Origin of the sequence: Acidithiobacillus marinus (genome assembly GCF_002847505.1) — a bacterium.
GTDB classification, from domain to species: Bacteria; Pseudomonadota; Gammaproteobacteria; order Acidithiobacillales; family Acidithiobacillaceae; genus Acidithiobacillus; species Acidithiobacillus marinus.
Genome location: NZ_MXAV01000056.1, coordinates 1 through 14,588 on the forward strand (window position 1 = coordinate 1; position 14,588 = coordinate 14,588).

The following is a 14,588-nucleotide window of genomic DNA, read 5'->3' on the forward strand; positions in this document are numbered from 1 at the left end:
CCGGAAAAACTGCAAAAGGCGCTGGATGAGGTCAAATCCCAGATTGATGCCGCCGAAAAATCCGAGGAGAGATAAAGCATGAAAGCATTGATCAACCAACCCGATCAAGTGGTGACCGAGGCTTTGCAAGGTATGGTCATGGCCGCCCCTGATCTGATTCAGCTCCATGAAAATCCCCATTATGTGCTACGTGCCGATGCTCCCAAAACCGGCAAAGTGGCCTTGGTTTCTGGCGGCGGCTCCGGACATGAGCCCATGCATGCCGGTTTTGTGGGTCGGGGAATGCTGGATGCCGCCTGTCCCGGTGCGATTTTTACCAGCCCGACCCCTGATCAGATCCAAGCAGCCTCAGCTGCGGTAAATGGCGGTCAGGGAATATTGCATATCGTCAAAAATTACACGGGTGATGTGCTGAACTTTCAAATGGCTGCAGAGCTGTTACAGAACGACGGCATTGAAATACATAGTGTGGTCATTGATGATGATGTAGCCGTCAAGGACTCCTTGTACACGGCGGGAAGGCGGGGAGTGGGCGCCACCGTTCTGGCCGAAAAAATTTGTGGCGCTGCCGCCGAAGCCGGCGCCAACCTGAATGCCATCACGGCACTGTGTACATCCATCAATGATTCTGCCCGCTCCATGGGGCTGGCACTCAGCCCCTGTACCAATCCGGAAACCGGACAACCCAGCTTTACCCTGGGAGAAAATGAAATCGAATACGGTATTGGCATTCATGGCGAACCGGGCCGGCAACGCATTCCCTGGCAACCGGCGGATAACTTGACGGAAAAGCTGATGCTGCCCATTATCGAGGATCTGCCCTTCAAAAGGGGCGATGAGGTTCTGCTGTTTATCAATGGGCTGGGCGCCACCCCGCTACTGGAATTGAATATTGTCTATCGCGCTGCCGAAAAGCTGGCCAGTCAGCATGGTCTGAAGGTGTCGCGAAGACTGGTCGGCGCCTACATGACCAGTCTGGATATGGCCGGGGTTTCCATCACCCTCCTGCGCTTGGATGAATCCATGCGTACCTACTGGGATGCCCCGGTCTGTACCCCCGCTCTGCGCTGGGGTTGCTGAAAAAGGAGCGGAAATATGGCCTATGCAGTTGCTTCCCTGATGCAGTGGATCACCTGTGCCGAAGAACAGTTCCAATCCCATCTGGCTGAGCTGAACGCTCTGGATGCGGCCATTGGCGATGGCGATCATGGCAGCAATCTGGCCCGGGGCTTTGCCAAGGTCCGCGAAAAACTCCAGGCCAATCCCCCGGAAACGCCTGCCAGCCTCTTCAAACTGGTGGGTATGACCCTGATCAGTACGGTGGGTGGGGCTTCTGGACCGCTGTATGGCAGCTTTTTTCTAGAGGCCGGCAAAATAGCCGGGGAGCAGAAGGAACTGGACAACGCCACCCTGGCCCGATGCCTGCAGGCGGGGCTGGTCGGCATCCAGCGGCTGGGCAAGGCCGAAGCGGGAGACAAAACCATGATTGATGCCTTGGAGCCTGCCATCCGCGCCTTGACCAATGAAGCCGATATGGGCGTGGCCACGCAAAAAGCCCGGGAGGGCCGGGACGCGACCATTCCCCTGATTGCCCGCAAAGGCCGGGCCAGTTATCTGGGCGAACGCGCCATAGGGCACGCCGATCCAGGTGCGACTTCGGCGTGTCTGCTGCTCAACTGCCTGGCGGGTGCATGTCCAACGTAGGAATTGTCCTGGTCTCTCATAGCCGTGACCTAGCAGAGGCCACCGCAACCCTCCTCCGTCAGGTTACCGGCGCGGATCTGCGTCTGGCGCTTGCCGCAGGCAGTGGTGAGGAGGGCGCTGAACTGGGCACTGATGTTCTGGCAATACAGGCCGCCATTGAGGCGCTGGACAGCCCCGCCGGAACCTTGATCCTGATGGATATGGGGAGTGCGTTGCTGAGCACGGAAATGGCCCTGGACTTGCTGACTGATTCCCTGAGAGAACGGGTGCAGCTGAGCAGTGGGCCCTTTGTGGAAGGGGCCATGGCAGCCGCTCTGGCCGCCAGCAGCGGAGCGCCTTTGTCGGCCGTGCGGCAGGAAGCCGAAAATGGTCTGGGCATGAAGCAACAACAACTCGCCTCTGATCGCAACAGCACTGAACAGCCTCCTCCCCAGGAACACCCGGCAATTCCGGAACTACAGCGCCGCTTGCGCTTGTCCGATCCGGCGGGTTTGCATCTGCGCCCGGCAGCGGCTCTGGCCAAGCTCGCTCTGGCCAGAGCCACGCCCAGCCGCATCCGCGCCGCCCGGCACCCCGAACAGGCGGCTTCTGCTACCAGCCTGACGGCCATGCTCGGCCTGGACCTGCGTCAGGGGGACGAGCTCATTATGGAGACTTCAGGTGCCGATGCCGCCGCCTTTTTCGACGCCGCAGCACAGATCCTGGCAACACCCTCAGCACAAAAGCCGGCAGACCAGATCGTGCCAAGAGTCCCGTCGCGCCCAGGGGGTGCCGTTGCTGGTTTTGCCCAAGGGCCGCTCCTTATCCCGAAGGCCCTACTGGCTCGTGTTCCCGAAACCCACGATCCCGACAGCACAAAATCTCTCCAGCAATTTCAAGTGGCGCTGGAACAGGTCCAGCAGCAACTCAGTGAGCACCCCATAGTGGCCGCCCAGGCACTGCTCCTGCAGGATCCCGTCCTGCTGGAAAAAACCCGCAAACGCATCCAAGAAGACCATCTGAAAGCGGCTCCAGCCTGGGCACAAGTCATTGCCGAGGCAGCAGCACGCATGGACACTCTCAGCGATCCGATCGTTCGCGCCCGTGCAGCAGATTTGCGCGACCTGGGTCAGCGTGTCCTGCAGGCCCTGGGCATCGCTGTGGAAAGTGCCATTTCTCCTGGTTCCCCGGCCATTTTACTGGTAGATGAACTGCTGCCTTCCGTCGCACTCCACCTCGATCCCCGGCAAGTGCTGGGCGTCATTGATCGCCATGGCAGCGCACACTCCCACGCGGCCATCCTCCTCCGGGGCGCAGGGATTCCCTATATCATCAACGCCGACAATCCCGCCCTGTCCAGCGCCCGCTCGGTGGCCATGGACGGCAGCAGCGGAGAGTTCTGGCTGGACCCTGACCCTGTGACACTGAAAAAACTGCTTGAACACGATGCCACCAGGTACACGCTGCCGGAACAGGGAAATTATGGCCAGATCAGCCTCAGCGATGACAGCCATCTGGAACTCTGGGCCAATGTGGCCAGCGCCGCCGAAGCCGAAACAGCCAGACGCCTCGGGGCCACGGGTATCGGCCTGCTCCGTACGGAATTCTTTTTTCTCGATCAACAAACCCTGCCCGATGAAGAAAACCAGACCCGGGCCTTGAACCAGGTCATGGCTCCCATGCAGGGCCGGCCCATCATTGTCCGGGCGCTCGATGCCGGTGCCGACAAACCTTTAGGATTTATGCCCCTGGGAGACGAAGCCAACCCCGCCCTCGGCCGGCGCGGCCTGAGGGCGCTGCTCGCCTTTCCCGATATTTTTGCCCTGCAACTGCGCGCCATGCTGCGTGCTGGTCGGAACCACCAACTCTCGATCATGTTGCCCATGGTCACCAATCCCGAAGAATTGCGTAAAGCCCGGGGCATTCTTGAGCAGGCTCATTACACGCTGGAAGCTGCAGGACAAGCCCATCGCTGGCCAGTCCCCCTCGGCATCATGGCCGAAGTTCCGGCAGTGGCCTTGTGCATGGATGGCTTTAATGGCCTCGCGGATTTTGTCTCCATCGGCAGCAATGATCTGACCCAATACACCCTGGCCAGCGACCGCAGCAACGCACTGCTCGATCCCCTGGGGAATGCAGCGCATCCGGCGGTATTGGAACTCTGTCGAAAAATCGTCCGGGACAGTCAGGTTCCGGTTTCCATTTGCGGAGAAGCCGCCGGAGAGCCGGAAATCGCTCCATTATTGGTGGATTGCGGCCTTCGCCGTCTGTCCATGGCGCCGCGCCGACTCCCGGAGATTTTTACGCTTTTGTCTCAACGCTCGTCACATCCGCAAGCATGATTTTCTGCTTGCAACTCGCCTTCGTCATAGACAAGTTCACGCAACTCACCAATCATTTTGCCATTCTCAAGCTCCAAAAGAGAACCCAAAGACATGGCCTTGGCCTTCTCCCCGTTGTCCAGAAAATGTTTGGCCTGCCGCGCCAGCTGGTGGATTTTTTCGTGACGCTGCAAAATCGGCAAGAATTCGGGCAGATCACCGAAGCGCAGGGATCCGTCTCCCTTCAGCCAGCGTCCCAGGTGACATTTGTCCTCAGCATCCTCATCCAGTACGTGCAGAGGAATGGTATTTTGCTCACACAAGGCCTGGAGAAAACTTTCCGTACGCTGTGCATGACCTTCCAGCAGAGTTGGCAAAATATCAATGGAAGAATGACTAGGCAGCCCCAAGCCCAATCCTTTGAAGCGCTGCACCCAGAGGGGGATATCTTCTCCGGGCATGGGTTTGGCAAACAAATAGCCCTGCAAATGACTACAACCCATTTTTGCCAGCAACTTGGCGTGGGCCTCTGTTTCCACCCCTTCTGCGATCACGTCCAGTCCCAACATCCGGCTGGCAGTAATCACCGCAGCCACAATGGCCAAATCCTTGGGGTCATTGATCATATCGCGCACAAAACTCTGGTCCAATTTGACCGACTGCGCAGGCAATTGCTGAAGATAGGTCAATGAGGCGTTCCCCGTCCCGAAATCATCCAGAGCTATGCGCACGCCCAGTCTATTACAGGCATTCAGACGCTCCTGCGCCTGAGACAAATCATGAAGCGGTGCAGATTCAGTAATTTCAATTTCAATCTGTTCAGGAGCTAAGCCAGGATATTTAGCCAAGGCTGCCTCCAGATCACTCAAAAAACGGGCATCCAGCAAGTGATGGGCGCTGATATTAATGGAAACGCGCAAGGAGAGCCCCTGCTGCTGCCAGGTCTGGCCTTGCCGGAATGCCGCATCCATCACAAAAATCCCCAGATCCCGGGCATAGCGGTGGTGATCCAGACCAGCCCAGAAAGCCGCAGGCCCCAGCAAGCCTTGTTCAGGATCGAGAATACGAATCAGCGACTCCACTCCGGACACTCCGCCAAAACTATTGATTATAGGCTGATAATACAGAACCAACGTATGGTTCTGCAGTCCCTTCTCCAGGGTTCGGCGCATTTTGGCCGCATTTTGTGCAGCCTCATCCAGCGTCAGACTATACAGGCTGAGCTGATCCCCGCCCTGATTCTTGGCAGCGTAAAGCGCCAAGTCTGCATGGGCAAGAAGCGTCTCCACCGACACGTCATCCAGGGGATAAATGGTCACGCCGAGGCTCGCGCTGACATTCACTCGTTCGCCATCCATTTCAAGGGGCTTGCGCACAGCTTCCAAAATACGTGCGCAGACCATATCCAGATCATCGAGAGAACTGAGGGCGGGAAAAAGCAGACCGAACTCATCGCCACCCAATCTGCCCAGGGTGTCGCCAGAACGTAAGCATTGACGAATGCGCTGAGTGATCGAAACAAGCAAACGATCGCCCGCACCATGCCCAAAACGATCATTAACGGGCTTGAAACCATCCAGATCGAGCAGGACCACGCCCAGTAAAGATTCTTCCCGACTGGCCTGACGGCGGGCGATTTCCAGACGATCCATGAAGAGCAGACGATTGGGAACCTTGGTCAAGGGATCGCGCAGCATACGATTACGCAGCTGCAAAACGATTTCTCCCAAATGGGCAAAAGCCTCAAAATAATCTGAACCGATTCTCTGAAAATAGCCCTCCGCCCGGGCACCAATGAAACCTACTCCTTGCAGATCACCAGACGCGAAAGGGAGAAAAACCAGCTCTTTGACCCGGGGCCGCAGCTGCTGAATCCACTGGGGCGCTGATGGATCATCGGTTAACTGCACCACTATCTGATTTTGCTTGAGAGCTACCCAGCAAGGATCTTCCGAAGCGAAGGATAAAGTGGGTTTTGCCAACCGCATCCCTGCTGAAGCTTCCAGGGTAAGAACATCATGACCTTGATGGGAACACAAAAAATAACCCGCCAGCGTGATGTAGCGACTTTTCCGAGGTAACCGTTCGCAAAGCACCTGCAACAGGCTGCTATTTTCCGTGTTGTTTTCCATGCGCGTGCTGGCCAGCGTATCCAGCAAAACATCAAAAACGGCACTGCGCTCACTATCGGTTTCGCGCGACGCCCGGGCGTAACCACTCAATTGACACATCAGATCACCCATCAACAGGCTGATCAAAATACGCCCCAGCTGAGAGCGATCCTGGGCCGGAACAAATTTTTCCAGTACCGGCTGCCAGTGCCGCCAGTAAATGGTATATGCCCCGGCTAACCAGGCGGGATCAATACCCAAATAATGATGTTTTGCCCCCAATTGCTGCATGGCCATCTGCCAGGAAGCATCCAGGCGGTTATGCAACAAACCATAGCCATGCTCAGCCTGACGCTGAATTAGCGCTTCAATTTGCGCTTCCGAATAGTCCCTGAAAGTAGCAGCTGTCGCCGGATGAGAAAACAGATAATGATAGAAATCCCGGGCCAGGGTTTCTGCGCCCTGGGCAAACAGCCCCCAATGTTGATCCAGCAGGCGGAGGTCATCCCGGCTTAGCCCTAAAAATTGCACCAGATTGTCTGGTTTGATGGGAATATTACTCATCTGCGCAGAAAACCTGACTGTTTCCCTGCTTGGATAAAACCGCATCCAGCACCAGGCTTTCAATCACTTCTGTCGGGCTCACGCCATAAAAGACGCCCAGCTCTTTCAGCATTATCCAGGTCCATCCGGAAATCGCGATATGCTGCGTTGTTGTTGATTTTTGTTCATTCTGGTTAACCACTGATTTTATAGTATTCATGATTATTCGTTTACCCCACGCCTCGGCACAAATGGCCACTTATGATTTTATGAAAATAAAGAACCGCTGATCGTCATACTGTACAACCATTGGGAACGCTTTGGAAGGAAACTATTGAAAGTTTTTTCTTATATATCATATAGGTAACAAATTGTAACGCCAAAACCCGCGCTAATGATGCCCTACCGAATTGCCGGTTAAAATATCCGCGTATTTCTGGAGTAATCAGGCCGCTTCTGGATTTCATCGGCTTTCTTACACAAATATAAATGTTCTGCGCGCTTTTTTTGATCTTTTGTCAGCGCCATACGGATCCCCACCAGGCACTGTCCTTCGGGCACCCCTTCTTCTTGCACACGAACAATGGTCACCACCGTTTCACAGGTGCCGCAATCCGCAATGGCAAATTCTGCCAGAACCTTTTCACCGGGTTGATAAATACCTTTGGGCGCCATGAAGCTGGCACCACTGGGACTGAAATCATGCAGGTGACCCACCTGTTCTGCGCCACCCATCTTGCGCAAAGTGATGGCGCCCTCTACCCGTACCCGTTTGGCCCCCCGCGAAGCTCTTCGATAAATCATGCGGGGCAGATCAAAATGATAGCGGCCCTCAAATACGTATTTCATATCTGCAAAAAACATATAGATAAAGTCACCCATTTCTATAAATATCAGTGCCTTTTTATAATCCTCTGCAGCGATTGATCCCTTCAGACGAAAAACCAGCGCCTGAGAGTCACAGCCATCAAAATAAAAATGCGCACCGGAATCCAAACTATCTGAAGACAGAATCACCGCATCACCATGCTCACCGGTGCAAAGCATGGAGGCAATATCCTCAAACATAGGGTCGCCAAATTCCGCAACCATGAGTTGCTGATATTCGGCAATGCTGAGTGCGCTCCGCAGAGGTAGCATCATGCCGAGCTCGGTATTATCTGATGTCAGACTCATCATCCTCTCCATATCGTCTGCATAAGCGCCACGAACTACCTCAGGTAGAACGACTTGCCATGTAGACTCAATCGAAAATTTTCATATTATACTTTTTGACAAATAATTCTCAAAAATGTTACACCCCTCTGGCGGATTAAACAAATGGGCTATAACCGGGCACTACCGATGCATTCTTGCCCCGATAGTCCACAAGCGTCCCGGTCTGCGTTACACTCCTCGACGATCCAGCCCTCCACGACTGCAAACGGAAAAAGCCATGGCGCAATATGTTTTTACCATGAATCATTTGAGCAAAACCGTTCCCCCTAAGCGCGTACTGCTCAAGGACATCTCTCTCTCCTTTTTCCCCGGCGCGAAAATTGGCGTGCTGGGTTTGAACGGATCAGGGAAATCCACCCTGATGAAAATCATGGCCGGTGTGGATCGCGAGTTTGAGGGGGAAGCCCTGCCCATGCCGAACCTGAAAATTGGCTATCTTCCCCAAGAGCCCGACGTCGACCCCAACAAAACCGTCCGCCAGGTCGTGGAAGAAGGACTGGGTGATATCCTCGGTGCCCAACAACAACTGGAAGCCGTGTATGCGGCTTACGCAGAACCCGATGCCGACTTTGACGCCCTGGCTGCGGAGCAAGGCCGCCTGGAAGCCATAGTCGCCGCTAGTGATGGGCACCAGGCCGAACAGCAGATGGAAGTAGCCGCAGATGCCCTGCGCCTGGCCCCCTGGGATGCCCTGGTCGGACCGCTTTCCGGTGGCGAAAAGCGGCGTATTGCCCTATGTCGCCTGCTCATCAGCCGCCCCGACATGCTCCTGCTCGACGAACCCACCAACCATCTCGATGCCGAGTCGGTGGACTGGCTCGAGCAATATCTGCAACGCTTCAGCGGCACCGTGGTCGCCGTCACCCATGACCGTTACTTTCTGGACAACGCCGCCGAATGGATTCTGGAACTGGATCGCGGCCGTGGCTTTCCTTATAAAGGCAACTACTCCGCCTGGCTGGAACAAAAGGAAAAACGCCTGGAACAGGAGGCACGCAGCGAAGCTTCGCGCATCAAAGCCATGCAGCAGGAGCTGGAATGGGTGCGCCAGAACACCAAGGGGCGGCAAAGCAAAAGCAAGGCGCGCCTGGCCCGCTTTGAAGAGCTCAGTTCTTATGAATATCAGACCCGCAACGAAACCTCGGAAATATTCATTCCCGTCGCCGAAAGACTGGGTAATGAGGTCATTGAATTTACCGAAGTCAGCAAGGGCTTCGGCGACCGCCTGCTGTTTGAGAATCTGAGTTTCAAGATTCCCCCGGGGGCCATAGTCGGCGTCATTGGTCCCAACGGCGCGGGTAAATCCACTTTTTTCCGGATGATCATCGGTCAGGAACAAGCTGACAGCGGCACGGTCAACATTGGCCCTACGGTAAAAATGGCTTATGTGGACCAGTCCCGCGATGCCCTAGCGGCCAAAAACAACGTCTGGGAAGAAATATCGGGGGGTCTGGATATTCTCACCGTCGGCAAATTCGAGATTCAGTCCCGTGCCTATTGTGGCCGCTTCAACTTCAAGGGCAACGACCAGCAGAAACTGGTCGGGCAATTATCCGGCGGTGAACGCGGCCGCCTGCATCTCGCCAAAACCCTGATAGCTGGCGGTAACGTCCTGCTGCTCGATGAGCCCTCCAATGATCTGGACGTGGAAACCTTGCGCGCCCTGGAAGATGCCCTCCTGGAGTTTGCCGGCAGCGTTCTGGTGATCTCCCATGACCGCTGGTTTCTGGATCGTATTGCCACCCATATCATCGCTTTTGAAGGCGATGGACACGTCGAATTTTTTGCCGGTAATTATCATGAATATGAAGCCGACAAAAAACGCCGCCTGGGCGAAGAAGGGGCGAAACCCCACCGTTTGCGCTACAAGCCGATCATCCGTTAAAGCGCAAAGGGGTAAGGTCTTCAGTGGTAATGCCAGCGCAGACTCAACACTACCGTCCGCGCCGGCAGCGGATAAAAGCTGGCACCACTGTCGAGGGTCAACCCGCCCGTACTGATCAGACCAATACCCCGGTTTTGCAACAGATTATACACCCATAAATCGACATCTACAGATTGCTGCCGGCCCTTCCAGGTGTGCCCCAGATTCACGTCAGTCAGGACATAACCGGATATCCTTTCCCGGTGTAAACTATCCGCCCAGCGCGGGCCGATATATTTTTCCTGCACCGTCGCACGCCATTGATCGCGCGCATACTGGAAAAGGGCGTTGCCGGACCAAAGCGGCGTATCCGGCGTTTGTAAACCGCTTACTGGCAAGGGCACGCCGCCCATGCCTTGGAGATTCTTGGAAAAAATACTGCGTGTATAACTACTATTCGCGGCGATTAACCAGTGCCCATCGAGACGCCACTGGGTACTGACACTGGCGCCATAACTCTGCCCGTCTCCCACATTTTGCGGATAGGTTAAACCAGACAGAGGATCATAGACCGATACCGGTTTATGGCGAAAAGTGCCGTAGTAACCCAGCGCCTCCACATAGCCAGAAGCAAGCGCCCAACGCAGGGACAAATCTCCCTGATTACTGCGAATGAGGCGCTGGGCATCCCAGAGATGCTGGATCGATACCCCCGCGCGTTGAAAAGCAGCGAGATTCTGCTGGTAAGCCGGCCACAAATCAAAGCCGGGGGAAGCCACATTGCTACCCGCATTGCCCCGCAAAAGCCAGTGATCATTGACAAGCCAGCGCAGGCCAATATATGGCAGAAAAGTCCCCAGAGTGCGTCCTTGCACCGATTGCCTCGGCATCAGTGCAGCCTGATTCAGGGCCTGAGCCAGAGAATCGCTGGTCAGATTACGCGGATCATAAGCCTGCAATCCGGGAAGAGTATCCCAAAAATAGCGCCCGCCCCAATCTAGGCTGACCCGACCTCGATGCCAGTCTTGCTCCAGGTAAAGGCTGTCATAGCGTTCCGGACTATCGGGAGCACTCAGCAGAGACCAGCGCAGAAATTGCAATCCTCCCATGACAGTAGCCTGATATAAGGCACTATTGGTCAACGGGTGCGGCGAAATTTTTTCATCATGCCAGTAACCTGAGCGCCATCGCCAATCACCGGACTGCTTCTCCCAATCAAGGCGTAGACCCCAGCGCCACGCATGGAGATCAGCACGCTGCACAAGGCTCTTTCCGCTTTGGACTATTCCTCGCCAATACTCCCCATCTTCCTGCATGCCGTAAGGCGATAAGCGGATTTCCCCAAGACTTCCCAGATGCTGGCGCCATTCCAAAAAGAGGGCATGGTCGGCGAAGTGCTGATGGTTGTAACCTTGATAGAACGCAGCTTCGGGAGCAGCGGGATTATTGACCGGATCACGACTGTACGCCAGACGATTAAAGCGCTGTAAATCCAGTGATTCAGAATAATTGAGAGGCCGATAGTTGGCACTGCGATAATCTTCATGCACAAAAAACAGCCGAAGCAATCCTGATTGATAAACCTGCTGCCAGCCTACAGCGATATTGCTTCGGCCTTCAGGAGTCGTCCCCCAGCCTCGCCACTGACCCGCCCGGGTAAAAGAACCCGAAACAAACAACCGCGATCCTCCTGGCAAGGACCCGCTATCCCAGCGCAGAAAACTGCGAGTAAATCCTTTGCTACCGATGCTCTGACTGAGTAGCCAGCGACTTTGCTGCAATGGCCAAAGAATCCGGCTATCTACTACTCCCGCCAAGCTCCCGGGACTGGGCAGCGAGGGCGGAATAGCGCCCTGAAATAATTGTACGGACTGGATATCCTCCTGATCTACCAACCACTGACCCGGCCCGGAAAATCCCGCTATCAGCGACAAACCATCAAGCAAATCACCAGCGCCATGCTGAGCCGTCTCACCCCGTACCCGCAAGCCTTTACCGGCGTTTTGCACATTGGCCAGATTGAGCGCGTCCGGCGCGTTATAAGAAACTCCCGGCAAAAAACCGAGAGCCGCTTCACTGCTGGCGCCACCTGGACCCGCCAGTAACGCCATCTGTTGTTGATTCAGACTATAACTCGTAGCGCTCATGGTCGTTGCCTGACCAGACTGTATAGGCATGCCGGCTGACGTCTCTCGCCGCACCGTTCCCAGATCCTCGGCTTCTGCATTTTCGTTGAGAGCAATATTTAACAAAGGGAAAAAACCACCCAGTAACCATAAATAATGCAGCTTACCCAAACGAACACCCATCTTCTCGCTCCCTATATATGCAACTTTGTTGCATATAATAAATTATTTTGCGCGCTGCTCAAGCATTCCTTTTCCTGAACCGGTGGCGCAAATCACAAAACCAGCGCGTCCCGACGCCTTGACTTTCGGCCAGCATCTCCTTATCTTCTCAGCCCTTAGGATTTACCCGCAGGAAGTGTTCCAATGAAGCGTACTTTTCAACCCAGCGTTACCCATCGCAAGCGTACTCACGGCTTTCGTGCCCGTATGGCCACCAAGTCTGGACGCCTTGTTCTGAAACGTCGGCGCGCCAAGGGCCGTCAACGTCTCTGTCCGTAAGCGTATGCATCCGGTGGAGGCGCATCCTCATCGCTTTACCCGCGAGGATCGCCTCCGCCAGAAGGCGCTCATCCAGCGCACCATCCAACAGGGGCGCAAAAAAGTTTTTCCCGAATTAATCATGTATACCCTCCCCAATACCGTTTCTCATCCACGACTGGGGCTGGCTGTAAGCCGCAAGGTCGGAAATGCCGTAATGCGTAATCGGGTCAAAAGGCGTTTGCGGGAAGCATTCCGCCTGCAAGAACAACGCTCGACGGCGCTGGACGTCATGGTTGTCGCCCGTAACGGGGCGAAAAAGCTCAGCATGGCTGCCATGGGGGCTTATTTCCGGCAACTGCTGAGGAAAACATGAGTGCGCGTCGCGCCGCCATAATTGCGGTTCGCACCTATCAATACGCCATCAGCCCCTTGCTGGGTCATCATTGCCGTTTTTATCCAACCTGCTCTGAATATACTTGTCAGGCCATTGAACGCTATGGCGTTGCCAAAGGTTCCTGGCTAGGTATCAAACGCATCGGCCGCTGCCATCCCTGGCACGCAGGCGGTGTTGATCCTGTTCCTTAAAAAACACACTGGGGCTCCATGGAAAATCAGAAAACCTTTCTTGTCATTGCACTGGCCGTGGTCTTTTTTTTGTTGTTTCAGGCCTGGCAAGAACAAAATACGCCGAAATCCGTGCCATCCTCTCCCAGCACAGTCAGCAAGGCGGTAACCCCCAGCACGACGCCGCAGACCGCCCCGACCGTTTCCACACCGCCCCGTGCTGCGCCGGTGACTCAGGCTATCGCCCCGGTCAATGGTCCAACGGTGCCCTTTACAACCCGGGTTTTTACCGGTCAGATCAGCCTTCACGGTGGTGATATCCAGAATCTGGGCCTGCGCGCTTATGCTACTGCCACCAACAATCCCAAGCCTTATCCTATTCTTGATACCACTCCGGCCAAACTGACCACCCAGCAAAGCGGCTTTATCGGTAGTCATGGACAGTTACTGATTCCCCAGTTTGCTGAAGCAACTCCGCATTCGGCTAACGCCGGCACCGTGGTCCTGAAAGGCAAGGCCGGGCCTTTGGCGGTCCGCAAGACCTGGACTTTCCGGCCGGACAGCTACCTGGCGGAAGAGCACATCGAGATCACCAATACTGGTACCCAGGCCTGGAACGGCAGTTATTTTGACCAGATTCTGCGCAACGACCGCGCCGAAAGCCATATGTTCATGTCCATTTTTACGGGCGCCGTATTGATGCATAGCGGTAACTTCAGCGAAGTCAGCTTTGGGGACATGCGCGATCATCCTCGTCAGGAAGCGGGCCCCGGCTGGGCCGGCATGATGGACCACTACTTTCTGGCAGCGGTCCTGCCTTCTGAGCAAGCTCATGTGCAGGTATATGCCCGCCCCTCAGGAAGTGATTATGTGGCCGGAGTGAACATGCCACTGCCCACCCTGGAGCCGGGGCAAAGTACCCACATTACCCAGCAGGTGTTCCTCGGCCCCAAACAACAGAGTCGCCTGGCCGCTCTGGGTCGGGGCCTGGAGCAGACCGTGGACTATGGCTGGTTTGCCGTCATCGCCGAACCCATGCATCTGGTTCTCAAATGGTTTCATGGTCTGGTCGGTAACTGGGGTCTGGCCATCATTCTACTGGTCATTGTCATCAAGGCGATTTTCTTTTACCCCTCGGCCATCAGCTACCGGTCCATGGCCAATATGCGCAAGCTTCAGCCCAAACTGGAAAAACTGAAAAAAGAATGCGGAGATGATCGCCAGAAACTCGGGGCCGCCATGATGGAGCTCTACCGCACGGAAAAGGTCAATCCGATGGCAGGCTGTCTACCCATCCTGCTGCAAATGCCTTTTTTCATCGCCCTGTACTGGGTCCTGGTGGAAAGCGTGTCCCTGCGTCAGGCGCCGTTCATTCTCTGGATTCACGACCTGTCAGTGCCCGACCCTTACTACATCCTGCCGCTGCTGATGGGCATTTCCATGTTTTTCCAGCAGCGTCTCAATCCCGCACCCGTCGATCCGATGCAGAAAAAAATCATGTCGGCGCTCCCGGTGATTTTCGCCGTGTTTTTCTCCTTTTTCCCGGCCGGTTTGGTGCTTTACTGGTTGACCAACAACGTCGTGTCCATTGGCCAGCAATATCTGATCACCCGGCATATCATGGCGGCCAAGGACTAGGCAGCAACAGCGCATTGCCGGGCCGAGCCTCTCCCGA

Annotated in this window: 11 protein-coding genes; 8 read left to right on the forward strand and 3 right to left on the reverse strand. The window is 55.3% G+C overall.

Translation table 11 applies throughout. The features are described from left to right. Positions 1-78 precede the first annotated feature (78 nt). From dhaK to dhaM, 3 genes are read left to right on the forward strand one after another with little or no spacing between them, the layout of a single operon-like run. Positions 79-1,080 (forward strand): dihydroxyacetone kinase subunit DhaK, encoded by a 1,002-nt coding sequence (gene dhaK, locus B1757_RS14185; RefSeq protein ID WP_101538942.1) that lies wholly within the window; start codon positions 79-81, stop codon positions 1,078-1,080. A gap of 15 nt (positions 1,081-1,095) precedes the next feature. Next, positions 1,096-1,704 carry a dihydroxyacetone kinase subunit DhaL gene (dhaL, locus tag B1757_RS14190; protein WP_101538943.1) on the forward strand — a complete coding sequence of 203 codons (609 nt, stop codon included), beginning with the start codon at positions 1,096-1,098 and terminating at the stop codon, positions 1,702-1,704. After that, positions 1,692-4,025 carry a dihydroxyacetone kinase phosphoryl donor subunit DhaM gene (dhaM, locus tag B1757_RS14195; RefSeq protein WP_101538944.1) on the forward strand — a complete coding sequence of 778 codons (2,334 nt, stop codon included), beginning with the start codon at positions 1,692-1,694 and terminating at the stop codon, positions 4,023-4,025. The genes dhaL and dhaM overlap by 13 nt, the downstream gene beginning before the upstream one ends. Here the strand turns inward: dhaM and B1757_RS14200 are convergent. Both B1757_RS14200 and B1757_RS14205 read right to left on the reverse strand, forming a co-directional pair. Next, positions 3,998-6,679, reverse strand: a complete 2,682-nt coding sequence (locus B1757_RS14200; protein ID WP_101538945.1) for an EAL domain-containing protein — start codon at positions 6,677-6,679, stop codon at positions 3,998-4,000. The two genes, dhaM and B1757_RS14200, sit on opposite strands and share 28 nt — an antisense overlap. Positions 6,680-7,075: 396 nt before the next feature. After that, the gene (locus B1757_RS14205) at positions 7,076-7,834 is read right to left on the reverse strand and encodes a PilZ domain-containing protein (RefSeq protein ID WP_101538946.1); all 759 of its coding nucleotides are present in this window, start codon (positions 7,832-7,834) and stop codon (positions 7,076-7,078) included. Positions 7,835-8,093: 259 nt separating this feature from the next. Here B1757_RS14205 and ettA point away from each other — a divergent pair, with 259 nt between their 5' ends. Beyond that, positions 8,094-9,761: an energy-dependent translational throttle protein EttA gene (ettA, locus tag B1757_RS14210; RefSeq protein ID WP_101538947.1), complete on the forward strand. Its 1,668-nt coding sequence runs from the start codon at positions 8,094-8,096 to the stop codon at positions 9,759-9,761. Between the two features lie 20 nt (positions 9,762-9,781). On the opposite strand, the gene B1757_RS14215 is transcribed toward ettA, so the two are convergent. Then, entirely contained in the window at positions 9,782-12,049 is a 2,268-nt protein-coding gene (locus tag B1757_RS14215; RefSeq protein WP_101538948.1) for a TonB-dependent receptor, read from the reverse strand. A 183-nt stretch (positions 12,050-12,232) separates the two neighbouring features. Between B1757_RS14215 and rpmH the strand changes: the two genes are divergently transcribed. The 4 genes from rpmH to yidC are packed head-to-tail and all read left to right on the forward strand — an operon-like array spanning position 12,233 to position 14,551. Next, on the forward strand, positions 12,233-12,367 hold the full coding sequence (gene rpmH, locus B1757_RS14220) for a 50S ribosomal protein L34 (protein ID WP_101538949.1): 135 nt from the start codon (positions 12,233-12,235) through the stop codon (positions 12,365-12,367). A gap of 4 nt (positions 12,368-12,371) precedes the next feature. Further along, a complete protein-coding gene (gene rnpA / locus B1757_RS14225; RefSeq protein ID WP_101538950.1) occupies positions 12,372-12,722 on the forward strand; it encodes a ribonuclease P protein component in 351 nt (116 codons plus the stop codon). Further along, positions 12,719-12,934 carry a membrane protein insertion efficiency factor YidD gene (gene yidD / locus B1757_RS14230; protein WP_101538951.1) on the forward strand — a complete coding sequence of 72 codons (216 nt, stop codon included), beginning with the start codon at positions 12,719-12,721 and terminating at the stop codon, positions 12,932-12,934. The genes rnpA and yidD overlap by 4 nt, the downstream gene beginning before the upstream one ends. Positions 12,935-12,952: 18 nt before the next feature. Next, positions 12,953-14,551 (forward strand): membrane protein insertase YidC, encoded by a 1,599-nt coding sequence (yidC, locus tag B1757_RS14235; RefSeq protein ID WP_101538952.1) that lies wholly within the window; start codon positions 12,953-12,955, stop codon positions 14,549-14,551. Positions 14,552-14,588: the final 37 nt, after the last annotated feature.

Excerpts from the sequence above, each read along its gene's own strand:
- dhaK (WP_101538942.1), top strand. The coding sequence starts at position 79 with ATGAAAGCATTGATCAACCAACCCGATCAAGTGGTGACCGAGGCTTTG.
- dhaL (WP_101538943.1), top strand. The coding sequence starts at position 1,096 with ATGGCCTATGCAGTTGCTTCCCTGATGCAGTGGATCACCTGTGCCGAA.
- dhaM (WP_101538944.1), top strand. The coding sequence starts at position 1,692 with ATGTCCAACGTAGGAATTGTCCTGGTCTCTCATAGCCGTGACCTAGCA.
- B1757_RS14200 (WP_101538945.1), bottom strand. The coding sequence starts at position 6,679 with ATGAGTAATATTCCCATCAAACCAGACAATCTGGTGCAATTTTTAGGG.
- B1757_RS14205 (WP_101538946.1), bottom strand. The coding sequence starts at position 7,834 with ATGAGTCTGACATCAGATAATACCGAGCTCGGCATGATGCTACCTCTG.
- ettA (WP_101538947.1), top strand. The coding sequence starts at position 8,094 with ATGGCGCAATATGTTTTTACCATGAATCATTTGAGCAAAACCGTTCCC.
- B1757_RS14215 (WP_101538948.1), bottom strand. The coding sequence starts at position 12,049 with ATGGGTGTTCGTTTGGGTAAGCTGCATTATTTATGGTTACTGGGTGGT.
- rpmH (WP_101538949.1), top strand. The coding sequence starts at position 12,233 with ATGAAGCGTACTTTTCAACCCAGCGTTACCCATCGCAAGCGTACTCAC.
- rnpA (WP_101538950.1), top strand. The coding sequence starts at position 12,372 with ATGCATCCGGTGGAGGCGCATCCTCATCGCTTTACCCGCGAGGATCGC.
- yidD (WP_101538951.1), top strand. The coding sequence starts at position 12,719 with ATGAGTGCGCGTCGCGCCGCCATAATTGCGGTTCGCACCTATCAATAC.
- yidC (WP_101538952.1), top strand. The coding sequence starts at position 12,953 with ATGGAAAATCAGAAAACCTTTCTTGTCATTGCACTGGCCGTGGTCTTT.